Annotated in this window: 20 protein-coding genes; 8 read left to right on the top strand and 12 right to left on the bottom strand. The window is 54.1% G+C overall.

The genetic code is table 11. The features are described from left to right. Positions 1-418: 418 nt before the first annotated feature. The 3 genes from rarD to K6123_RS08910 form a co-directional block, all read right to left on the bottom strand. The gene (gene rarD, locus K6123_RS08920; protein ID WP_221796789.1) at positions 419-1,366 is read right to left on the bottom strand and encodes an EamA family transporter RarD; all 948 of its coding nucleotides are present in this window, start codon (positions 1,364-1,366) and stop codon (positions 419-421) included. Beyond that, positions 1,359-2,402: a nucleoside recognition domain-containing protein gene (locus tag K6123_RS08915; protein ID WP_221796787.1), complete on the bottom strand. Its 1,044-nt coding sequence runs from the start codon at positions 2,400-2,402 to the stop codon at positions 1,359-1,361. Before K6123_RS08915 ends, rarD begins: the two co-directional genes overlap by 8 nt. A gap of 241 nt (positions 2,403-2,643) precedes the next feature. Continuing rightward, positions 2,644-3,504: a siderophore-interacting protein gene (locus K6123_RS08910; RefSeq protein WP_221796784.1), complete on the bottom strand. Its 861-nt coding sequence runs from the start codon at positions 3,502-3,504 to the stop codon at positions 2,644-2,646. Positions 3,505-3,598: 94 nt separating this feature from the next. Here K6123_RS08910 and K6123_RS08905 point away from each other — a divergent pair, with 94 nt between their 5' ends. Continuing rightward, positions 3,599-4,039: a MarR family winged helix-turn-helix transcriptional regulator gene (locus K6123_RS08905; RefSeq protein WP_221796781.1), complete on the top strand. Its 441-nt coding sequence runs from the start codon at positions 3,599-3,601 to the stop codon at positions 4,037-4,039. A 36-nt stretch (positions 4,040-4,075) separates the two neighbouring features. Here the strand turns inward: K6123_RS08905 and K6123_RS08900 are convergent, their stop codons facing one another. The 3 genes from K6123_RS08900 to K6123_RS08890 all read right to left on the bottom strand — a co-directional run bounded on the left by K6123_RS08900 (position 4,076) and on the right by K6123_RS08890 (position 7,893). Then, complete coding sequence (locus K6123_RS08900) at positions 4,076-4,621, bottom strand: glutathione peroxidase (RefSeq protein WP_221796779.1); 546 nt, start codon at positions 4,619-4,621, stop codon at positions 4,076-4,078. A 27-nt stretch (positions 4,622-4,648) separates the two neighbouring features. Next, on the bottom strand, positions 4,649-5,164 hold the full coding sequence (locus K6123_RS08895; RefSeq protein WP_221796776.1) for a MarR family winged helix-turn-helix transcriptional regulator: 516 nt from the start codon (positions 5,162-5,164) through the stop codon (positions 4,649-4,651). A 284-nt stretch (positions 5,165-5,448) separates the two neighbouring features. Continuing rightward, on the bottom strand, positions 5,449-7,893 hold the full coding sequence (locus tag K6123_RS08890; protein WP_221796775.1) for a membrane-bound PQQ-dependent dehydrogenase, glucose/quinate/shikimate family: 2,445 nt from the start codon (positions 7,891-7,893) through the stop codon (positions 5,449-5,451). 455 nt (positions 7,894-8,348) lie between these two features. Between K6123_RS08890 and K6123_RS08885 the strand changes: the two genes are divergently transcribed. Beyond that, the gene (locus K6123_RS08885; RefSeq protein WP_221796772.1) at positions 8,349-9,728 is read left to right on the top strand and encodes an NAD(P)-binding domain-containing protein; all 1,380 of its coding nucleotides are present in this window, start codon (positions 8,349-8,351) and stop codon (positions 9,726-9,728) included. A 167-nt stretch (positions 9,729-9,895) separates the two neighbouring features. Beyond that, a complete protein-coding gene (locus K6123_RS08880) occupies positions 9,896-10,243 on the top strand; it encodes a cupin domain-containing protein (protein ID WP_221796769.1) in 348 nt (115 codons plus the stop codon). 269 nt (positions 10,244-10,512) lie between these two features. Here K6123_RS08880 and K6123_RS08875 read toward each other — a convergent pair whose 3' ends face one another. Next, positions 10,513-10,920, bottom strand: coding sequence for a DUF2750 domain-containing protein (locus K6123_RS08875; protein ID WP_221796766.1), 408 nt, complete (start codon positions 10,918-10,920; stop codon positions 10,513-10,515). A gap of 517 nt (positions 10,921-11,437) precedes the next feature. Here K6123_RS08875 and K6123_RS08870 point away from each other — a divergent pair. Together K6123_RS08870 and K6123_RS08865 are read left to right on the top strand one after the other, a co-directional pair. Then, positions 11,438-12,526, top strand: a complete 1,089-nt coding sequence (locus tag K6123_RS08870; RefSeq protein WP_221796763.1) for a BMP family ABC transporter substrate-binding protein — start codon at positions 11,438-11,440, stop codon at positions 12,524-12,526. Between the two features lie 195 nt (positions 12,527-12,721). Beyond that, positions 12,722-13,696, top strand: a complete 975-nt coding sequence (locus tag K6123_RS08865; protein ID WP_221796761.1) for an isopenicillin N synthase family dioxygenase — start codon at positions 12,722-12,724, stop codon at positions 13,694-13,696. Positions 13,697-13,863: 167 nt separating this feature from the next. Here K6123_RS08865 and K6123_RS08860 read toward each other — a convergent pair whose 3' ends face one another. The 3 genes from K6123_RS08860 to K6123_RS08850 form a co-directional block, all read right to left on the bottom strand. Further along, positions 13,864-14,583 carry a DUF1266 domain-containing protein gene (locus K6123_RS08860; protein WP_221796758.1) on the bottom strand — a complete coding sequence of 240 codons (720 nt, stop codon included), beginning with the start codon at positions 14,581-14,583 and terminating at the stop codon, positions 13,864-13,866. Next, positions 14,570-16,765, bottom strand: a complete 2,196-nt coding sequence (locus K6123_RS08855; protein ID WP_221796755.1) for a tetratricopeptide repeat protein — start codon at positions 16,763-16,765, stop codon at positions 14,570-14,572. Before K6123_RS08855 ends, K6123_RS08860 begins: the two co-directional genes overlap by 14 nt. Before the next feature lie 220 nt (positions 16,766-16,985). Beyond that, positions 16,986-17,510, bottom strand: coding sequence for an ureidoglycolate lyase (locus K6123_RS08850; RefSeq protein WP_221796751.1), 525 nt, complete (start codon positions 17,508-17,510; stop codon positions 16,986-16,988). A gap of 253 nt (positions 17,511-17,763) precedes the next feature. On the opposite strand from K6123_RS08850, the gene puuE reads away from it, so the two are divergent. Together puuE and alc are read left to right on the top strand one after the other, a co-directional pair. Then, entirely contained in the window at positions 17,764-18,708 is a 945-nt protein-coding gene (gene puuE, locus K6123_RS08845; protein WP_221796748.1) for an allantoinase PuuE, read from the top strand. Between the two features lie 8 nt (positions 18,709-18,716). Beyond that, complete coding sequence (alc, locus tag K6123_RS08840; protein WP_221796745.1) at positions 18,717-19,739, top strand: allantoicase; 1,023 nt, start codon at positions 18,717-18,719, stop codon at positions 19,737-19,739. Positions 19,740-19,903: 164 nt separating this feature from the next. On the opposite strand, the gene K6123_RS08835 is transcribed toward alc, so the two are convergent. Further along, positions 19,904-20,428, bottom strand: coding sequence for a HugZ family pyridoxamine 5'-phosphate oxidase (locus tag K6123_RS08835; protein ID WP_221796742.1), 525 nt, complete (start codon positions 20,426-20,428; stop codon positions 19,904-19,906). A gap of 145 nt (positions 20,429-20,573) precedes the next feature. Then, positions 20,574-21,548 carry a prolyl aminopeptidase gene (gene pip, locus K6123_RS08830; RefSeq protein ID WP_221796739.1) on the bottom strand — a complete coding sequence of 325 codons (975 nt, stop codon included), beginning with the start codon at positions 21,546-21,548 and terminating at the stop codon, positions 20,574-20,576. A gap of 313 nt (positions 21,549-21,861) precedes the next feature. Here pip and K6123_RS08825 point away from each other — a divergent pair, with 313 nt between their 5' ends. Next, positions 21,862-23,250 carry a uracil-xanthine permease family protein gene (locus K6123_RS08825; RefSeq protein WP_221796736.1) on the top strand — a complete coding sequence of 463 codons (1,389 nt, stop codon included), beginning with the start codon at positions 21,862-21,864 and terminating at the stop codon, positions 23,248-23,250. Positions 23,251-23,300 lie beyond the last annotated feature (50 nt).

Genomic DNA, 23,300 nt, shown 5'->3' with positions numbered 1-23,300 from the left:
CTCCCCTGCGCTGAATTGCGAGCAAAAAAAAGCGCAGCCATTGGCTGCGCTAAAAAACCTCGATTAAGAGACTAGAGGTAACCGTGTAGACCACGGGTTCTTGCCACGGTGATGAAGGGCACCGCCACAAGAGTCGATCAGCAGATCGAAAACACATGAGTGTCAGAACCGCTACAGGCGCGGAATCCGGGCCGACTGATAGCTGCCGAAGCTAGCGGACATCCGGGGGCGCGCTGTTGCGAAACTGTGCGCATAGTACGCAAACTCCCCCAACAATTCTGAACAAATAACAACCAGTTCGTGGTTATTTGCCCCGTTTTCGACATTTATTTGGTGAAAACCACTATCCACGATATAGGACAGGATAAAGCCCTTCAGAAAGGTATCATTTCGAGCCAGATCGGCATGTTTCATCCGTTCAGAGAGTCATTTGGTTCTTGCTGGCCTGCATCTTCAGGCGCCGGGAACGAATGCCCTCGACAGTGAATACCAGCAAGGCAATCCAGATGATCACAAAGGTCATCAATTTGGCCGAATCAACGGGTTCGTCGTAAACCAGTACTGCCAGCGCAAACGAAATCGTCGGCACGCTGTATTGCAGAAAGCCCATCATCATCAGCGGTAAACGCCGTGCAGCAGCAGCAAACAACAACAGTGGCACACTGGTTACCACCCCGGACAACAGCAGCAAGGTGTCCTGATGCCAGTTATCCGCGTGCAGAAATACCAGTTGCTGGTGTTGCTGCAACCACCACATATAAATCAGCGCCAGCGGTAGCAGGATAAGGGTTTCGACAAAGAGTCCGAGAATCGACTCAATCGCAATACGTTTGCGCATCAGGCCATACAAACCAAAAGAAAATGACACCCCCAGTGCCACCAGTGGCAGGCTGCCAAATACGATCACCTGCAGCAACACACCAAAGGTAGCCAGCCCCAGCGCCAGCCACTGCCCCTTGCGCAGCCGCTCCGACAAAAACACCATACCGAGAAAAATGCTGATCAGTGGATTAAGGAAATAGCCAAGGCTGGTTTCGAGAATCCGTTCATTGGCAACCGCCCAGATAAATACCAGCCAGTTGGCCGCCATTAGCACCGCACTGAGCGCCAGCGAAGCCAATAATTTCGGCTGCCGCAACACCTGCAAAAACGCCTTGCCACGCCGGGTAGCCAATACCAGCAACAGCAGAAATCCCACTGACCAGACCACCCGGTGCAACAGCACTTCAAACGCCGGGACGTTTTCGAGCCATTTGAAATAGACCGGGAATAATCCCCACAGTCCATAGGCTGCCATCGCAAACCAGATACCGGCACTGGAATAGCCAGCGGCGGTCGTTGCCCTGGCCGTCACAGAATCAGTCATGAGTTTGTCCTCTTGCGGTTGTAGCAGTCGTGGTAGCAGCAGTTGTCGCGGTCGTTGCTGCAGCCGCTGTTGGATACACCAGCCAACGTTGCCAGAATTGTTCACTGCGACGCCCCAGCAAGCGGGTCGCCAAAGCGACCACCAACAGCGCAAAGCCCAGCCGGAACCACAGTACGCCGGAAATATCCGCGCCCAGCAGCAGGATCAGCAGGGTGTCTTCGATCAAGCTATGGCACAGCCCCAATAACAGCATGGCGGAAAAAATATCCTGCCGGCGGATATGGCCTCGACCAGCCTCCTGAATCAACAAGCCGCCACCAAACGACAACCCCAGCGTCATGCCAACAATGGTCAGGCTGGCGGCCTGATTACTGATGCCTAACAGGCGTAACAGCGGCTGCAGCAGCCAGATCATGGCTCGTTCAACATGCATCCAGCGCAACAACTTCAGCAAGCTGATCAGTGCCGCGACCACCAGCAGAATCATCAACAGACTCTGGATTTGATGCCCGGCCCAGGCCAGCAGGCCCTGCGACTGGGGTTCTGGCTGCCACAAACTACTCATGGGCTGCTGTAACCAGTCACCCGTCTGATACACACTGCTCAGCAGGGCACCGTACAACAAGGCGCCGACCACCCGAATCGCCAATGCCACCGCCAGCCGCACACCGGACTTTTGAACAATACGAACCTCGACCGGCAAACCATGTGCCACCAGCATCATGCCGCCCAGTACCGTCACCTGGGCGACCGATAACTGGCCATTCAGGCCGAGGTCAAAAAATACGATCATGCCGCCATAGATATTGGTCACCATGGTGGTAGCCCATACCAGCCCGGCGGTTTCCGGCAGCCCGACCAGACTCATCAGTGGTGCCAGCAACTGGCTCAACAGTGGAATCGCACCCAGCTCCTCCAACAGTTTGACCACCACAATGACCGGCACCATCAGCTTGAACAGGGTCCAGTAAACAGACCAGATTTCACGCGCCAGCGCAGGCAGAGTCTGACGGCTAAAACGACTTATCAGGGACACAGACGTCTCCAGCGTTATTTCCGCACACCAATACCGGGCCAGACAGGCAACCGGCATAACAGGGAAATTCGCAATAACGGGGAAACTGACAGGATTCGTCAGCAAAGGCGGGATTCTACCTGAGCCGTTGCTCAGGCATAGATACAGATCCGTTCCATACAGGCGTTACAGCGACCAGTGGCTGCAACAATCGATCATAAACAGCGGATAACCGCTGAGCCAGCAACTACAACAACCGCGATCAGCCTTTTTCACTGAAGCCTTGCTGGCCCAGCTTCCAGTAAGAAGAGATACGTACCGCATCCGATGGCTGCTGTTTTTCAGCCACAATAATGCGGCGTAATTCGCTCATGCAGTGACCTTCACCAGCTCCCCAGACAAAACCCTCACCAGCCGGTAACTCAAGCCGACGAACCTGTTCCAGCAGGGTTTCATAATCAGCAACCCACAGGGTATCGAGACTGGCGCGGCTGTTGAAAATGCGCTGGTCGGTCGGGTGTTCGGTCTGGATCACAGCAATTACCCGGGTACCCTGCTCAGCCTCATCAAGAAAACGGTGGATCGCTGGCAAGGAAGTCGGATCACCTACCAGTAGATACCAGTCAAAGTCCTGCGGAATAAGCATTGAGCCCTTGGGGCCACCAATCTGCACAGCGTCACCGATTTCCAGAGTTTGCGCCCAGTCACTGGCAGCACCACCCTGATGGACGGCAAATTCCAGTTCCAGACGACCTTCCTGCGAATCAAACGCCCGTGGCGTGTAATCGCGCATCAGCGGTTCGCCGTGCTGTTGCGGCACAAACACCTTGATATGGTCATCAAACGACTGCGACGGGAAACCCTTGAGGTCATCACCGGCGACGGTCACTTTTACAAACCCGGTCGACAGCTGTTCAACCTGCTCAACCCGGGTGTGGCGAAATTTCAGTTCGTGACGAACCCGTTCGAAACGGCGGCGACTGCCGTTTGCAGCAGTCTGTTTTGCTGTTGCTGGCGCTATAGCAGCAACCGGAAAAGGTTCAACATTGGCAGACAGGGCAACAGCTTCCCGGCTGTCGGCTTTCAGCGCCCGGTTTTTCAGATTGGCCATCAATCTTTTCATTGAGACAACTCCATTTAGTTGATAATGTCATCGAAGTTATTCTTACCCATATTGGTTGATACTGTCAACCAATAATGTTTTGGCGACAGATTCAATGAAAAAAAACATTGCCCGGGATATTTTTGATGCCATCAGCGAACTCAGCCACAACCTGCGCAGCCAGCATCATCAGGCCAGCCGTGAGCAGGGCAGCAATGTTGCAGGCATGGGATTCAAGGCGCTGGCGTTTATTGCCAGTCATGAAGGCGCCACCCAGAAAGATCTGGTGGAACGCTCCGGCCGCGACAAGGGCCAGATTGCCCGGATCGTCACCGAGCTGAAAAATCAGCAACTGGTAGAAGCCATCGCCGACAGCAAGGACCGCCGTATCTCACGCTTGCGGGCGACCGCACAGGGACAGGCACTGGCACAACAGTTTGAAAGCCGCCATACGGAACTGGCCGAACGGGCGGTTTCGAGTCTCGATCAGCAACAGTGCGAACAGTTGCTGGCGCTGCTGAAGCAGCTGAACATCAATCTCGATCAGAGCGAATAAATCGCCACCGTGGTGGCGATTTATCGGCACAGCCGCTTACTTGGCCAGTTCGGCTTCGATAGCGCCTTTCAGCTCGGCATCAGCTGGCGTCATGTCTGGCGCAAAACGACCAACCACCTGACCGTCAGCGTTCACCAGGAATTTCTCGAAGTTCCACATGATGGCAGTTTCGTCGTCAGACAGCAGGTTCATACCCGCCAGCTTGGCCTTGAAGCCAGAGCCTTCAGCGGTAGTGCGAGCTGGCTGGGCAGCGATCAATGACTGATACAGTGGGTGGCGACCTTCACCGTTGACTTCGATCTTGGAGAACATCGGGAAAGTCACGTTGTAGGTCAGTGAGCAGAATTCTTTTACTTCTGCATCGCTGCCGGGTTCCTGACCCAGGAACTGGTTGCAAGGGAAACCCAGGATTTCCAGACCCTGTTCTTTCTTCTCCTGGTACAGAGCTTCCAGCGCTTCGTACTGGGGAGTCAGACCACACTTGGAAGCAACGTTGACGATCAGCAGGGTTTTGCCCTTGAAGTCAGACAGTTGCTGGGTTTGGCCATCAATAGTGGTAACTGCGATATCGTGAATGCTCATAACAGGGTCCTCCTGCGAGTGGTTTGGTTAGTTGCCGGATCCGGCGTCGTCTTGTGACAAGCGCCCAATCAGCAAATTCAGATTGTCCTGCAGCTGCAGCAGCCATTGCGGATCGGCCGCCAGCTTGCAGGCCATGGCCTGAGGTACGGCCGTTGCCGCCTGACGAAGTTCCATGCCCGCAGTGGTCAGGCTCACCAAAACCCGCCGTTCATCTGCGGGACTGCGCTGGCGTTTGATCAGGCCGTTGTTCTCCATCCGTTTCAGCAGCGGCGTCAGGGTGCCGGAATCCAGATGCAACTGTTTGCCCAGCTCGCCAACCGCCAGACTCTGGTGCTGCCACAACAACAACATCACCAGATATTGCGGATAGGTCAGCCCCAGCGGCTTCAGCAACGGCCCATAGCTTTTCACCACCAGGTTGGACACCGCGTAGAGCGGAAAACAGATCTGCTGTTGCAGTAACAAGTGATCCTGCGCCAGCGACTCAGCCGTCAGTGCTGAATCAGAAGAAATCTTGCTGTGCTGGCTTGCCGGTGTGGTCATGGAAAATTGCGGGGCTGGCGAATGATGACCAAAACCATAAACCGATTTTACATTGCACACAACTTAATTTAGTAAAATTAAAATCCCGGTCCCGTTCGGGTACATCTGAGCAACTAAAGAACAGACAACAAAACCCGACAACCAAAAAGCCGCTGACAGACAGTGAAGCAAACAGGCTGCAGAACAAAGACAGTCAGCCTGTTCAAGCGCAATGTTGGGAAAAGAGGGGTAAGCCGATCGAGCAGCAGGGCAAGGCGATTGCCCTGCCCTGTGTATAACGAGGATTAATGCGGCAGTGCGTAAGCCACTACATAGTCACCACGATCCGGTGACTGACGAGCGCCGCCGGCCGAGATAACAAGGTATTGCTTGCCATCGGCAGGTGAACGATAGGTCATTGGAGTGCCCTGACTACCAACCGGTAAACGAGCCTTCCAGACTTCCTCACCGGTGGCGCTGTCGAAGGCACGCAGGTAATAATCCTGAGTCGCAGCAAAGAAGATCAGGCCACTCTGGGTAGTCAGCGAACCACCAATGGTTGGCATGCCAATCGGGATCGGCATCTTCATCTTGATGCCAAATGGGCCGGTATCCTGCACTGTGCCCAGCGGCGCTTCCCAGGCAACCTGCTGGGTCTTCATGTCAATTGCGGTCAGCGTGCCGAATGGTGGTTCCTGACATGGAATTCCCAGTGGCGACAGGAAGCGGTTTTTGTTGACGGAATAAGGTGTACCTTTCAAAGGCACCGCGCCCATCCCGGTATTCACCGCTTCGCCACCATCAGATGCCTTGGCATTTTTCTGCTGTTGCACCATCTGAACCCACAGACCCAGACGCATATCATTCACCACCAGCAGATCAGCAACCGGGTCGTAGGACAGACCACCCCAGTTCATGCCACCGAGGGAGCCCGGGAAGCTCAGTGATACATCCGTATCCGGGGCAGTAAACAGACCTTCATAACGCATGCCCTTGAAGCTAATCCGGCAAATCATCTGGTCAAACACGGTGGCTCCCCACATGTCCGCTTCGGTCAGGTGTGGAGTACCGATTTGTGGCATACCGACAGATACAGGCTGGGTCAGCGAGTATTTTTCATCCGGGATAGTGGCCGCCTTGACCGCCGTTTCCTTCACCTCGGTGAGTGGTTTGCCGGTTGCTCGATCAAGTACAAAAATCTGTCCTGCCTTGGTACCCACTACCACTGCTGGCACCTTGCCATTGGCCGTCGGGAAGTCAATCAGGGTTGGCTGCATCGGCACGTCAAAGTCCCACAAATCGTGGTGAACGGTCTGATACACCCATTTTTCGTTACCTGTGGCAGCGTCGACTGCCAGCACTGAAGCGCCGTATTTTTCATCCAGTTTGGTACGGTCAACGCCCCACAGATCCACTGCGGCACTGCCGACCGGCATAAATACGGTGTTGGAATCGGCGTCATAGGTCATGCCGGCCCAGACGTTTGGTGTTGAACGAGTGTAGGTTTCACCATCAGCCGGAGCCGAACGTTGATCCGGATTACCCGGGTCAAAAGCCCACTTGAGTTCACCTGTGATTACGTCGAAACCGCGCACCACACCACCAGGCATATCCAGCGCAACGTTATCGGCAACCCGGCCGCCCACCACAATGGTGGTACCCGCCAATGTTGGCGCGGAGGTCAGTGAATACAGGTTGTCAGCACCTTCGCCAATACCCTGCTTCAGACTCACACGGCCAGGCTTACCGGCCTCGCTACCAAAATCCGGGCAGAACTCACCGGTATTGGCATCCAGCGCAATCAATTCTCCGGTGTTGGTATTGGTGAATACCCGTTGATGACACAGGCGGTTATCCGGATTAGCGACGAATGCCTCAACCGTATCCAGCGGCACCATGGAAGCACCATCAGCCACAGGTTGTTGTACTGGCTGGTCGGCGTCGAAATAAGCCAGGCCACGACAACGCATCCACACCTTGGTACGGGAGTCGATAATGGTTTTCCACTTTTCTTCGCCGGTCGTAGCGTTCAGGGCAATCACATTGTTGTGTGGCGTACACAGGAACAGGGTGTTACCAACCTGCAGCGGAGTCTGCTGGTCTTCAGCACCGTTACCGGTGCTTTCAGCAATATCGCCGGTGCGATAGGTCCAGGCGACCTGTAATTCGTCAACATTGTCGCGGTTGATATCATCCAGCGCCGCAAAACGCTGACCTTCGGCAGTATTGCCATAAGCCGCCCAGTTTTTCTGTTCGGTTGCCGGAGTCACGGCGGTCTTACCGGTCTCGGCGACGAAGTTGTGCTGGCCGTGTGGCAGGAACATCCCCCAGAAACCGGCAATCACAGCGACTGCAAAAACAGCAGCAACCGACCAGTTTTTGCCAGCGTTGGTAAAATGTCCGGCTTGTTTGCGAATAATCGGATTCACCAGCAGTAATAACAGCCCCATTACCGTAAAGGCATATAAACGGGCGTGTAATGGCCAGAATTCGAACCCGGCTTCCCATATTGCCCATATAACGGTTAATACGTAAGCGCTGAAAAATACAGTAACCGCCGCTGGCCTGGCACGAGCAACCTGCACACCGGAAACCAGCAACGCCAGCCCCATCAACAGGTAATACCAGCTGCCGCCTTCACTGATCAGTACCACACCGCCAACCAGCAGACCGAGGCCTGACAGGGCAAAGAGAGCACCAACCAGCCAGAGCAAAAGTCTTGCCCCACCCGATACGTTGGAATTTGTCATATTGAATTTCCCGAAAAAGAATCCGGCCGAAGTGGTTGCAGAAAAGGCAACGAGGCCGAAATGATCGCTATTAAGCACGACGATATATTACCGCGTTAAATCATTTAATTCAGGCTGCAACAATCATTTCCAAAGAATATGTCATTCCATATATAAAAAGATACATAGCAATTCTGGAATAATAAATAACACCACTAATTAAAGGGATATATGAACAGTGAAATAAATTCACCATATATATTAAATATAAGTCAGCATTGGCTGTTGCAGCCTCGTGGTGGAGGCATCTATCCCCTTTTGTTTACCCTCTTTTTACCCTCACTGGGGAATACCTTGCCCCGCGCCACGCGCTTAGTGTTTTCCCCACAATAAATTTTTTGTCGCCTAACTACATAAACCGAAGCAGAAATTCGAAGCAGAAATTCGAAGCAGAAAACAGAACGAGGGAAACAGCCATGACTCAACGCGTTGCTATTATCGGTGCAGGCCCAAGCGGCCTGGCCCAACTCCGTGCATTCCAGTCAGCCCAGGCCAAGGGGGCCGAAATTCCGGAACTGGTGTGCTTTGAAAAACAGGCCGACTGGGGCGGTCAGTGGAACTACACCTGGCGCACAGGCCTGGATGAAAACGGTGAGCCGGTACACAGCTCGATGTACCGTTACCTCTGGTCCAACGGTCCAAAAGAAGCGCTGGAATTTGCCGACTACAGCTTCGACGAGCACTTCGGCAAACCCATCGCGTCCTACCCGCCACGGGAAGTGCTGTGGGATTACATCAAGGGCCGGGTAGAAAAAGCCGACGTGCGCAAGTACATCCGCTTCAACAGCCCGGTTCGCCACATCGAATTCAACGTCGACAAGGACAACTTCACCGTCACTGTTCACGATCACAACGAAGACAAGGTCTACTCGGAAGAGTTTGACTTCGTCGTGGTCGCCAGCGGTCACTTCTCGACGCCGAATGTGCCGGAATATCCTGGCTTCAGCAGCTTCGGCGGTCGCATTCTGCACGCCCATGATTTCCGCGATGCACTGGAATTCAAAGGCAAGAATGTACTGGTCGTTGGCTCCAGCTACTCCGCCGAAGACATCGGTTCCCAGTGCTACAAGTACGGCGCCAAGAGCATCACATCCTGCTACCGCAGCGCGCCAATGGGTTACAAGTGGCCAGCCAACTGGGAAGAAAAGCCAGCCATGACCCATGTTGATGTGGATAACGTCTATTTCTCCGACGGTTCCAGCAAGCAGATCGACGCCATCATTCTGTGTACCGGCTACATCCACTCCTTCCCGTTCCTGCCAGAAGAACTGCGACTGAAAACCGACAACCGTCTGTGGGCCATGAACCTCTACAAGGGCGTGGTGTGGGAGCCAAACACCAAACTGCTGTATCTCGGCATGCAGGATCAGTGGTACAGCTTCAACATGTTTGATGCCCAGGCCTGGTTCGCCCGTGACGTAATTATGGGTCGAATCCCTCTGCCTGCACTGGCCGACATGCAAGCCGACAGCCAGCTGTGGCGTGATAACGAACTGAAGGTGTCCAGCGACAAGGAAGCCTACGAATATCAGGGCTCCTACATCCAGCACCTGATCGACGCCACCGACTACCCCAACTTTGATATTCCGGCGGTTAACGAAACCTTCCTGCAGTGGAAGAAGCATAAGAAGGAAAACATCATGACCTTCCGTGATTTCTCCTTCCCGTCCGTGATGACAGGCACGCCGTCACCAGCACACCACACCCCGTGGCTGTATGCGCTGGACGATTCACTGGAAGCCTACCTGAGCGATACCGCCAAGCCTGAAGAAATGCAAAAGGCGGCCGGGGAATAACAACGTCTGACGTCGGAAGACTGACGTCAGAGGCTGCAGATTCCGTCTCCCCCATAGCCGGGAAGAGCGCAAATCCAGCGGCTCCCAAATGCGTATGCGGGAGCCAGCAATATAAATAGCGTCAGACGTCTGACTTCCAGCGTCTGACCGCAAACCGAGAATCACATATGACCATTAGCAAAATTCCGGCACCGTCTGTCGAGCCCATCACGACCGACCTGCCGGGCTGGACCAAGGCCGACGGTAACCCAACCATGACCACCTGGATTGAATACACAGCTCCGGACGGTTCCATGATCGCCGGTTGGTGGGAAGCCACTCCGGGTACCTATTACGCGGAATATTCCGGCTGGGAATTTGTTCATCTAATTGAAGGCAAGGCCATCATCACTCCTGACGGTGGCGAGCCGGTCGAAGTAGGCCCGGGTGATGCCTTTGTGTTTGAAGCGGATTTCAAAGGCCACTGGCAAATTGTTGAACCGGTGAAAAAGCATTTCACCATCAAGCTGAAATAAGCAGATTCCCTCGCGCTGGCAGCGCTGTTGATTGTTGTTTTCGAGGCCGTCCATATAAAGTAAAAACAGACGCAAGACAAAAACAGGAGAAAAGAGGGAGTTTATGCGTAATAAATGACCGACTTGAGCCTGTTTTTAACGCCGCAGTGGCAACGCAGATAGAAAATCAACGCCCTGCCAGAGGGAATCGGCAACCGAGTTGCGGTAACCAGGCCACGCCCCGGTCTGGTTACCCGGCTTTTGTCCGGATTTGAACCCGAACGACCCCATCAACCTTCCAGTCGATATTCCCCGGCATCCTGCATGCCTTCCAGAATCCCCGCCAGCTGCCTCGGAGTAATCACACAGCCCGGCTGGTCTTCACGCGGCATCACATCAAACAGAATATTGCGGGCTTCCAGTTCGGCGATTTCACTGTCCATAAAAAATTCCAGCGACATGGCATCCGGTCGGCAATCCATCCAGACATCCAGCGCGGCATCACTGGCGTAACGCTTGTAGGGCCACAACGGCATCAACAAAACACCATCGACCTCGCGGGCAAACCAAGCCTTGCCCTGCCGCAGCGCCCAGATATCTTCGGTCTCGAAAGCCCGCATCAGAAAATAATCGAGCCGGTCGGTATCCGACAGCGTGGGTATCGCAGCGTACTCAACATCATAGGGTTCAAAGCGCATCCCGAAATCCTTTGCTTTATCTGGCTTACTGAAAACTGAGGGTTAGCGATAGCCTGTTGCAAACAGCAAACCAGTTTAAAATCAAAAATAGTCTATGTTTTTCAATAGCTTATATTTATTCAAAAAGGATCAAACCAGACCGGATGAAGTTTTTGTAGCAAACCCGACAAGGCAAACGCCAGTGCCAGGCTGAGCCATGCCCAGCAATTGTTGGGCTCGGCCCAACCTACTTCAGGCACCAGATCCGAACGCGGCCCGGCAGACGCCCGACTCCCAGAGCCAAGCTCTACAAAAGTGCAATCCAGCAACATAAATGCACTACTTAAATGCACATCAAATCAATTTCCGCCTGAATTTTCTGACTGCAATCTGGCTCACGAGCCGCCAGCACACTAGTATTGGGAGTTTGGCAAAAACATGACAAGTTGGTCAGCATCTTGCTTCTGCGAAATACTGTCCAAACGGTCAAATTATGAAAAACATTGGCTTTGCCAAGCCACAACAGGAGAGAGGACGGATGAAGCGACGTCAATTCCATAAACTGCTTACCGGTCTGGCCGCCAGCGCCATGATGGCCCTGTCGATTCCAGCTGCACAGGCACAAGACCCGGTGAAAGTTGGTTTCGTATACGTAGGCCCAATCGGTGACCACGGCTGGTCCTACCAGCACGACCAGGGTCGTAAATCCCTGGAAGCCTATTTCGGTGACAAGGTAAAAACCACCTACGTTGAAAACGTTGCTGAAGGTGCCGACGCCGAGCGTGTGATCCGTAACCTGGCCAAAGCCGGTAACGATATCATTTTCACCACCTCTTTCGGTTTCATGAACCCGACTGTCAAGGTTGCCAAGCAGTTCCCTAACGTCAAGTTTGAGCACGCCACCGGCTACAAGATGTCCAAGAACCTGGGCACCTACGTATCCACTACCTATGAAGGTCGTTACGTAGCTGGCTACGTGGCTTCCCAGATGACCAAAACCAACAAGATCGGTTACATCGCTTCATTCCCGATTCCTGAGGTTATCCGCGACATCAACACAGTGCAGCTGGCACTGGCCAAGTACAACCCTGAAGCCGAACTGAAAATCGTCTGGGTAAACACCTGGTTCGATCCAGGTAAAGAAGCTGACGCCGCCAACGCCATGATGGACCAGGGTGTTGACGTGATTCTGCAGCACACTGACTCTCCTGCGGCCATGCAGGCTGCCGAACGTCGCGGTGCCTACGCCGTAGGTCAGGCTTCTGACATGACTCACTTCGGCCCACATGCCCACCTGCTGTCTGTAGTAGACGAATGGGGTCCACACTACATTCACCAGGTTCAGGCTGTGATGGACGGTACCTGGAAATCCGAAGCCATGGTTGAAGGTATGAAAGAAGGTGCCATCGTGATCCCAGGCTTCAACGAATCCATTCCAGCCGACGTGGTAACCCACGCCAAAGAGCTGATTGCAGGCATCAAGGACGGCAGCGTTTACCCGTTCACAGGCCCACTGAAAGACAACAAGGGCGAGCTGAAAGTGCCAGCCGGTACCAAGTTGACGTTTGCTGATCTGGAAAAAATGGACTGGTACGTCGAAGGCATCAAGGCCGATATTCCTAAATAATGCCTGCCAGACGCCTGTAAAAGGCTGCCAGAAGATAGATGCAATACCAGCAGCCAGCGCTGATTCAGCCGCTGGTTGCACGTAAAAAAGGTTGCCGCCGGAACGGGTTCTCCGGCGCAGCCCTATGTCCTGACGAAAAGCAGGACGGATCGGGAGCCACATTCAAGCAACGCTCCCTCATTGGACTCAACTCAGATGAACATTCCACTGATCGACATATCCCCGCTTTACAACAACGACTCTGCCACTCAGCAAAGCGCCAAACTGGCGGTGGCCAACGCCATCGACGGTGCCTGTCAGCAAAGCGGCTTTTTCTACATCACCGGACATCCCATCCCGGCTGAACGCATGGCAGAAATGCGCCAGCTGGCGGAGCAATTTTTTGCCCTGCCGATGGAAGAAAAACTCAGCATCAACATCAAGAACTCCGCCAACCACCGGGGTTATGGCGAAGTTTCGGCCGAACAGCTCGACCCGAGCAAACCGGGGGATTGCAAGGAATCCTTCGACATGGGTCTGAACCTGCCCGCCGACCATGCCCTGATTGGCCCGCAACGACCACTCTACGGCCCCAACCAGTACCCGGCAGCAATCGCCGACTTCCAGCAAAAAATGGAACGCCACTACTGGGACATGCTGGAACTGGGCAAGAAGGTACTGAGCGCACTGGCGCTGGCACTCAAGATCGACGAAAACTTCTTCGCCGACAAATTCGAACACCCGCTCAGTGTGCTGCGTTTCCTGCATTATCCGCCGCGTCCGGCGACCACCGAAGAAGCGCCGATTGGCGCTGGTGCGCATACCGACTACGGCTGTATCACAATTCTGTGGCAAGACGAAATTGGCGGCCTGCAAGTGCAGGACCTGCAAGGCAACTGGGTTGATGCGCCGCCGATTGACGGCAGCTTTGTAATCAACATCGGTAACATGATGGCGCGTTGGAGTAACGACCGTTACAAGTCGACGCCACACCGTGTCTACAGCCCATCCGGTGCCGAACGTTACTCCATGCCGTTCTTTGTAGAACCCGACTTCGACACCGACGTCAGCTGTCTGCCGAACTGCTGTGAAGCCGGTGAAGCACCCAAATACGCACCAATTTCCGCCGGTGACTGGATGATTTACTGCTTTAACACCACCTATTCCTACCGGCAGGAAGAAGAAGCCTGATCGAAAACCATGCGATGGGCACTTCTGCCCATCCTATGGTTATCCGCAGCGCGGTGCGCATTGTACGGTGCGCACCACGCACCAAATACGTCGGAGGCAAGCCTTTCCTACAACATGATTCTCGATCCCCCGTAGGGTACGCACTGCGCATCAAACGAGATTTGAAATCACAACCCAGGAAAAACCGGTTTCTGCGGCTCGGATGTCTTCACCCCAAAGCCAGATTCTGACGGGGTATCCCAGCTCAACCAGTTCCAGGGATGTTCAGGATCATTCTGGATCGAACGCAAATGATCAAAAACACCATCACAGTAGGCATTATCGTGATAGCCAGCCTGCCAATAGGCGCGGCCAACCGTATAGCTCAACCCATACTGCAACCAACCGCTGAAACGCGGATACACCAGTTCCGTCAATCGGTCCATTAACTCCCAGCAACGCTGTTCCGAGATCATGCCGGTATAAAAACCACAACGAGCCAAGTGGGCACCTCGGCCAATATCCCAGGCGAAAACACCACAGCCCTTCAACGATTGCTGATGCTGAGTAACCAACTGCAGTTTGCTGATATATTTATCACCTTCATGACGACGCGACACTTTTTGAAGCTCCATTTCGGAGACACCCTGCCATTCCTTGGCCATTTCCTGAAAGCTGTCGTTATGGCCCTGCTCTTCCAGCCACTCAATCATGTCAAGCAGTTCGGCTTCATTGTGAATGCCCCAGTCGCGGTGCATCGACATGGTCCAAGACTCGATCATGTTGGCATCTGACATCCCTTCCAGCGCCAGACAGTGGTGACGGCTGTTATTCATTTTTGCCAACAGGCCAGACAGGGAAACCTGCCATAATTTCAGACCACGGAGTGGTTGCTCAGCTGCGTGCATATTGATCTCCCTTCAATTCAGCCATTAGCTCGTCCAGATTCAAATTCAGACTGTGTTCGTGAAGCCCGGGGCACTTTTTCAGATACATCTCCCGGAAATGATCAACGCCATAGCCGTCATTTGACTCCCCCTCAGTCAGCTCCGCCGCCAGCTGGAATAACACCGCGAGGTCTGCGGCCATCTCACGGGTTTTGGAATAGAAAGGATTGATAACGACGAACAATTTTTGCAAAAGCTCAACGTCCAGCTCTGGCTTGGCAGCCACCAGATACCGTGCCATCAAGGGCACAGCAGTCCCCAGTGCGTCACGGTATTCAGGGTGATTGCGGTAATGTTCCTTGTAGGTATCCAGTACGTCCTGAATCTCCCCACAAGCCCCTTTGGCAATCAACAGCCTGGTACCCGCGTCGAGACGGTTTTGGTCTTCCAGGTTTTCCATACCCAGGTAAAATTCCAGGTTAGGAATGGCTTCCTGATAGTCTTCCAGTTCGAACAAGGCAAAGGCCAGGTTGTGGCGCAGGTTGTAATTACTGCGATAGGCAGGCACGGCCAAAAAGCCACTCTCGGCCGTGGCCTGATAATCGCCGTGCTCGAATTTCAACAAGGCCCGTTCGAAGTTGTACCGGGCATTCAATGGTTGGGTCTGTACCGCCATATCAATAAATTCAGTGGCTTTGAGCTTGAAAGGTCGAGCTGCATCACCCGTCAGGTTCTGACTTTGAATCAATCGTGTGTAAACCTGGTTCATCGCAAAGGCATATTCGGGATCAGACCGCGCCATTTGCTCCAATGCATCAAGTTCGTTGCTGCAAAGTGTATTGACCTGCGAGTAGTAATATCGACCGCCAAAATTGAGCACGTAATCAAAAATCAGCGAGATGGTATCCGTGCCAGCGGCTTTGGCCTGCTCATACATGGCAATGGCCAGTTCACCTGCTTGCTTGTGTTCACCAGATTGGCCAACACAGCGACCATATAAGGTGTCGGACTCAGCCAACCAACGATCCGCCTGCGGTGCCAACAATTCAGCGGCTTCGGCATAGCGGCCGTTTTCATACATCAGCTCGGCAATCTCGTACTCACGTCCTGTAATCCCTTCCTGATGCAAGCTCTGGATCAGACGATTACAGGCGTCATAACACAGCTGCCTGATGGCAAAGTCGTGCGGGCAAGCGACCAGACACTCTGAGTACAGAGCCGCTGCGACTTCGTAATGCCCCAGGTGATAAAAGCAGTGAGCAATGTTCTGTTCGCACAATTTGCGACTGGCATCCGGCAGTTGCAGCTGGGTGAGCTGATAGGCTCTGAGCGCTTTTTCGTACTGCTTTTGTGCCAGCAAACTGTGCCCCACCAACAGCCAGTTATCCGCCGTAATGTGCTCACTGAGTGACATCGGCAGCAACTGTTCGACCAGATCATGACGATCTTCATCAAGGCAGCGGCGAGCAACAAAATTGGTAAGGTCTGGATGTTCCTGCACATTGAAATGTTCGGCATAGCGACCTACTAGTTCGTCAATATCGCACTTGGCGAAAAGCCACTGGTCTTCCAGATAGCGGCGGGCTTTCCACTGCTGAATGTGGGCACCGATATCCGACTGGTCAAGGCCAGACTCATCCATTCGATAACGACGTGTTTGAACGACCCCGAATAGATACCGAAGCGGATTTTCAAGCTCGCTACCTGCAAATTTTTCAAAGGTTTCAGCAACAAAGAAAAACGACAGCACAGCACTCAACACGGAAGCCGACAGCAAATGATTGCGAGCGACAAACTCCAGAATGTGCATCTCGAATTGTTGGGAAAGTTCTGCCGACAGTGGCTGTCGAAAGATTCTGGAAAACGTACCGACCCAGGCTTTTGACTCGTTTCTGAGTTCCAGGTCGACGTACAGCGCTTCCAGTACACCTGCCAGTTGTTCATGGTCCTGCACAGCTCCGAAATCAGGAACTTCAGGTTCACTTCGAACTGTTTCACTGTTACTGAAGGAGGACGCCGCAGAGATCCCTGCAGCCTGCTGGAATCGGGCTTCAGACAGCGCTTGCCGATAAGCTGATGTCAATTCCCGGAACTGTTTGCCGATATTCTGCGGGTCGATCAATTTCAATTGCGCAGTGTACTGCCGCTTGATTTCAAGGCGATTTGGGGTCGCTGTTATCCCCAGTTGTTTCCATGCATCCATACATTTGATTCCTGTTCGAATGAGTGAACCAAACTATACGGACAGCACTCAATATGAATGTCTGGCATTGGTAACTATGTGACGGACTCACGGACTGGGTGCTATCAATTTCGTGTTTTGTGAGCGATATCCAGTACCGGGGCCCCTCCACTCTGTACAGCTCTGCGCGAGTCCTGAGTTATTCAGAGGGTCCCCAACAGGCCAAAGCAGGACCATACATTCAGATAATTTCTCCACGCACCCCATCGGCAAAATAATGCAGATCGCAGTTTTTCTCTGGGCCACCACGGTCAACAATCAGAAACTCCTGATCGACTTTTTCCACCAGCAGCGGGTAATGCCAAACACCGCGAGCGAAGTTCACTCCCTGACGGCCATTCGTTCGGAACAGCGTCAGATTCTCCGGTGACGGCGCTTCACCCGCCGGTGCGACTAACACCAGAAATGGTGTATCCGACAACGGAATAAAAGCCTGGCTCGACATCGGATGACGCTCCATCATTTCCACCAGCAACGGCCGAGGGCGCGGCCGGGCGCGGAAAATACTCAGCAGCGGCTTGCCATCGGCTTCGGTCAGATCGACCTCAGCAAGATTGTGAAAACGCTCGGCATAACCGTCGTTGATGGTGAAATGGTCACGATCTTCGGTCTCAATAACATCACCAAACGGCGCAAACGCTTCCCGGGTCAACGGCTGTGGCGTCAGGCTCACATAACCGGAAGGCTGTTCAACAAAAGATTCCATAGCGGGTTCCTGCAATAAAAATTGAGCTGCCAGATCGACGGAAAACACGCTTAAAAGCGACTCCGGTCCAGCCATTGTAGTCGACGGATTTAGCGGATTATGAGTGCAAATGTCGGATTTGACCAATCGGTCAGGATTTTTCATTGAGCGAAGCCAAAGGACAAGCTAATCTGCCCACATTGTCATTAGCACTCGCATTTTCTTCCTGCCCGGCAGCTTCCTGCAGCGCGGCAGTTTCCGACTGGAGAACACAATGTCTGTGGATTATCCCCGCGATTTAATCGGTTACGGTGCCGAACCACCACACCCTCACTGGCCAGGTGATGCCCGTATCGCCATCTCGTTTGTCCTCAACTATGAAGAAGGCGGCGAGCGCTGCATTCTGCATGGCGACAAGGAATCTGAAGCCTTCCTGTCCGAGATGCCAGCCGCTGTAGCACTGCCGGGCGTGCGTCATATGAGCATGGAATCCATCTACGAATACGGCAGTCGCGCTGGCGTCTGGCGGGTTCTGAAGCTGTTTGAACAGCACAACATTCCGCTGACCATTTTTGCCGTAGCAATGGCTGCCGAGCGTTACCCGGAGGTCATCAAGGCGATGCACGCCGCCGGTCACGAAATCTGCAGCCATGGCTACCGCTGGATCGACTACCAGCACATGAGCAAGGAAGAGGAAACCAAACACCTGCACAAGGCCATCGAGATCCTCCAGAACATCACTGGCGAACGCCCACTCGGCTGGTACACCGGTCGTACCGGCCCCAACACCCGTGACATCGTTATGGAAGAAGGCGGTTTCCTGTACGACTCCGACACCTATGACGACGACCTGCCCTACTGGGTCAACGGCCCGGCCGACGCCACCGGCACCAGCAAGCCGCATCTGGTGATTCCCTACACGCTCGACACCAACGACATGCGCTTTGCCACCCCGCAAGGTTTTAACAGCGGCGAACAGTTCTACCAGTACCTCAAGGACGCCTTTGACGTGCTGTATGAAGAAGGCAGCAACGGCGCTCCCAAGATGCTGTCGATTGGCTTGCACTGCCGCCTGATCGGCCGCCCGGCCCGGTTGGCCGCCCTCAAGCGTTTTGTTGAATACGCTGCTGGCCACCAACAGGTCTGGTTCCCGCGCCGGGTCGATATTGCCCGTCACTGGTACGACAACCACTACCCAACCACTTCTGCACAGAGCTGAGCCCAACCATGAGCAACACCCAACAACCTTCTTTCGACGTCGAAACGCTCAAGCAATACGTCAACCTGGCGAACAGCCGCCTGGGCACCGAAGTGATTTACGTAACGGACGACTGGTTTGCCGAAGCCAACCGGATGCTGAACCCGGACGCGCCGGTCTGGAAAGAAGGCGTCTACGACGACAACGGCAAGTGGATGGACGGCTGGGAATCACGCCGCAAGCGCCAGGCCGGTTACGACCACGCCATCATTCGCCTTGGTGTTACCGGCATGATCAAGGCTGTGGACATCGACACCAGCTTCTTCACTGGTAACTACCCGCCATCAGCTTCACTGGAAGCCTGTTTTAGCGCTGCCGGTGATCCAACCGCCGACACCGAGTGGACGGAAATCCTGCCAGCAGTGAACCTGCAGGGCGACAGCCACCACCTGCACACACTGGCCGGGCAATTCAGCGAGCAGCCATGGACGCACCTGCGTCTGAACATCTTCCCGGACGGCGGCGTTGCCCGTCTGCGCGTTTACGGCGTGCCATTCAAGGACTGGTCCAGCCAGTCTGCCGATGAACTGGTCGACCTGGCTGCCGCCCTCAACGGTGGTCGTGCACTGGCCTGTAACAACCAGCACTTCGGCCATATGAGCAACATTATCCAGCCGGGCAAAGGCATCAACATGGGTGATGGCTGGGAAACCGCCCGTCGCCGTACTCCAGGCAACGACTGGGTGATTCTGGCCCTGGGCCACGCTGGCACCATCGAGGAAATCCTGCTCGATACCAACCACTTCAAGGGCAACTACCCGGACAAGTGTTCGATTCAGGCGGCCTACGTCACCGGCGGCACCGACGATCAGATCGAAACCCAGAGCCTGTATTGGCAGGAACTGCTGCCACAGCAGAAGATGCAGCCGAACCAGGAACACAACTACAAGGCGGAAGTAAACGACCTTGGCCCGGTGACCCACGTGAAGATCAACGTCTTCCCGGATGGCGGTATCAGCCGTGTGCGCTTGCTGGGCAAGGTTTCAAAATAAGGGACAGAACTGCAGGCACTCCGCTTGCAGTTCCCGGTGTGGGCGGGACTCCCGCCCTCCCAGTGTTGTAGGTCAGATAAAGACGCGAAGCGGCTGCCATCTGACAACGCCGTGTTGGATGGCACTCACTGCGCTCGCATATCCACCCTGCAATCGTGACCATATCAACGCTGCTGCAGCGTTACCTCAGCCAGCCCATCCCCCTCCAGCCGATACGCCTTGCCAAAACCCACCACAAAACCGGCACTTTGCGGCTGCAGTTCAAACAAATGGAAATCGGTCAGCTGACGTACCAGGCCAATCATATCGCCCAACTGTTCGGCCATCTGGTCGAGTATCCGTTGCCAGTCTTCGGCATCCCGTGAAATCACCTGGGCGTGAACCTGAATGGTCGCGCGCTTGCGGGCAAACAGGTTACGGGCGTCCTGTTCAGCCTCGATCAGTAACAGGCTGGCCACAGGCTTGACCAACAAATTCTGCGTGTGACTCGCCAGTTCAGAGATGTAGATATAGAAGCGGCCATCAAGCTGAATAAAGGGCGCATAGCTGGATTCCGGCAAGCCGTCGGCGGACACCGTGGCCAGAATCAGGCTGTTAAAACCACTGATAAAGGCGTGAAAGTCGTCGCGAATTTGCGCCAATTCCTCTGCTTCTGGAGTCCGGCTCGATCCTTCAGATGTTTTGCTCATCGTTGTTTCCTTGCTTGATCCAGCGTGTTTGCCAATTCTGCATTGCGACTCGATGTATTACGCGTTCCGCTAATACATCCTACCCGTTAATCAAATAGCACCGGTGTAATACATCCGGCCAGGAAGTATTACACCAAGCGCCGATTTACCCCGCAAACCGGTCCGTCGCCCGGATCAGCTGATCGAGAATGCCCGGCTCGCTCATGGCGTGGCCAGCGGCTTCGACAATATGCAGTTCGGCATCCGGCCAGGCTTTGGACAGGTTCCAGGCGTATTTCAGCGGGCATGGCATATCAAAGCGGCCGTGCACAATCACGCCAGCAATGCCGTGGAGTTTATAGGCGTCACGTAGCAGCTGGCCGTCTTCCAGCCAGCCCTTGTTGATAAAGAAGTGGTTTTCGATGCGGGCGAAGGCCAGTGCAAACTGGTCACCGCCAAAGTCGTCGACCAGGTTTTCGTCCGGCAGCAAGGTGACCGTACCGCCTTCCCACTGGCTCCAGGCTTTGGCGCAGGCAAGCTTTTCAGCTTCGTTATCACCGGTCAGACGCTGGTGATACGCCAGCATCATATTGTCGCGTTCGCCTGCCGGAATCGGTGCCTGAAACCGCTCGAACTTTTCCGGGTGCATTTCCGAGACGCCGTACTGGTAGTACCAGTCCAGTTCAGCCTGGGTGAGGGTGTAAATACCACGCAGCACCAGTTCGGAGACGTGTTCAGGGTGGCTTTGTGCATAGGCCAGCGCCAGCGTAGAACCCCAGCTGCCGCCAAATACCAGCCATTTGGCGATGCCAAATTTTTCGCGCAGTCGTTCGATATCTGCGACCAGATGCCAGGTGGTGTTGGCGTCAAGATTGGCATGCGGCGTCGAGCGACCACAGCCGCGCTGGTCAAACAGCACAACGTCGTATTTGGCCGGATCAAACACCCGTCGGTGAGACTCATTACAACCACCGCCCGGGCCTCCGTGCAGAAACACCGCTGGTTTGGCACCCGGTGTGCCGACACGCTCCCAGTAAACCTGGTGGCCATCGCCAACATCCAGCATGCCGGAGTCGTAGGGTTCAATGGCGGGATAAAGGCTACGAAGCTCGGTACTGGCATCGCTGCTGACAGTTGTCATGGACAGTTCCTTATGCGGGCAAACAATGGAAAAAGCCAGATTACCACCAGCTGGCGGAGATGCGTATCCATACTGAAATGGCCCGGTTTTTGTGCGGTTTCCCGCTGAGTGTACACTTTGAGGGCGTGTCAAAAAATTCTCACAAGCTCTGAAAGCCTCAACAAAAAACCCCTAAATAATTGTTTTTAAACGATTAAATAAATTATCCACATGAATCTGACCGATTGGCCAAGTTTTTGCTCTTCTGGTACCCATCTGACCATTTGGTCAACTGACATATCGACGACTGCTGACGACTACCAGGGAGACAATCATGTCCAACCACCCCAACGAGCTGCTCTACCCGCTCGATTCCCGGCCCGGTGCTGTGGAATCCGCTTTTGCCGCGATCCAGCATGTGCTGGCCAGTTTTGTTGGCATCATTACGCCAACCCTGATTGTTGGTGGCGTGCTGGGGCTGGGTGAACATATTCCCTACCTGATCAGCATGGCGCTGATGGTTTCCGGTGTCGCGACCTTTATTCAGGCCCGTCGTCCAATGGGCATTGGTACCGGCATGATCTGTGTGCAAGGCACCAGCTTTGCGTTTCTGAGTTCAGTGCTGGCAGCCGGTTTTGTTGCCAAGGGCCAGGGTGGCGGGCCAGAAGAAATTCTGGCGATGATTTTTGGTGTCTGTTTCCTCGGTGCCTTTGTAGAGATTTTCCTGAGCCAGTTCCTGCACAAACTGAAGACCGTTATCACACCGCTGGTCACCGGTATTGTCATCACCATTATTGGTGTCAGCCTGATCAAGGTGGGGATGACTGACCTCGCCGGTGGTTTCAAGGCACCAGACTTTGGCAGCCCGGGCAACCTGATGCTGGGTGGTCTGGTACTGGTGAGCATTATTGCCATGAACCGTTCTTCCAACAGCTGGATCCGTCTGTCATCCATTGTTCTGGGCCTGGCAATTGGTTTTATCGTTGCTGCGTTTATGGGCAAGATCAGCTTCAGCAACCTGGCTAACCTGCCACTGATCAGCATCCCGGTACCCTTCAAATATGGCTTCTCGTTCGACTGGACTGCTTTCCTGCCGATCTCACTGATTTACCTGATCACTGCAATTGAATCGACCGGTGACATCACTGCCAACTGCATCGTTTCCCGCCAGCCAATCAAGGGCGACAGCTACATCCAGCGCGTCAAGGGTGGCGTACTGGCCGATGGCCTGAATTCCATGCTGGCGGCATTGTTCAACAGCATGCCAAACACGACGTTCAGCCAGAATAATGGTGTGATTCAGCTGACAGGTGTTGCCAGCCGTCATATCGGTTATTACATTGCCGCCATTCTGTTTGTACTGGGCATGTTTCCGGTCATTGGTGGTGTGCTGCAGAACATTCCCAAGCCGGTTTTGGGTGGCGCAACGCTGGTGATGTTCGGTACTGTGGCGGCTGCGGGGATCAAGATTCTGGCGACTGAACACCTCGACCGTCGCAAGATGCTGATTATGGCTGTGGCCTTTGGTATGGGCCTGGGTGCCATGATGGTACCGGATGTACTGTCACAAATGCCCAAACTGGTACAGAGCATCTTTGGCTCCGCAATTACGACCGGTGGTCTGGCGGCCATTATCCTGAGCGCCGTACTGCCAGAAACCAAAGCCGTTGCGGCGGCAGAGGAACCTTCGGCTGATGAAACGGCCGAAGCACAGGCTTCATGATCCGAATCGGGTTGCTGATGGCAAGGGTGTGATCACCTTTGCCAACCCCG

Origin of the sequence: Oceanobacter mangrovi (genome assembly GCF_019740315.1) — a bacterium.
Lineage (GTDB): Bacteria > Pseudomonadota > Gammaproteobacteria > Pseudomonadales > Oceanobacteraceae > Oceanobacter > Oceanobacter mangrovi.
Note: the sequence above shows the minus strand (reverse complement) of the source record. Positions and strands in the feature narration are given on the sequence as shown.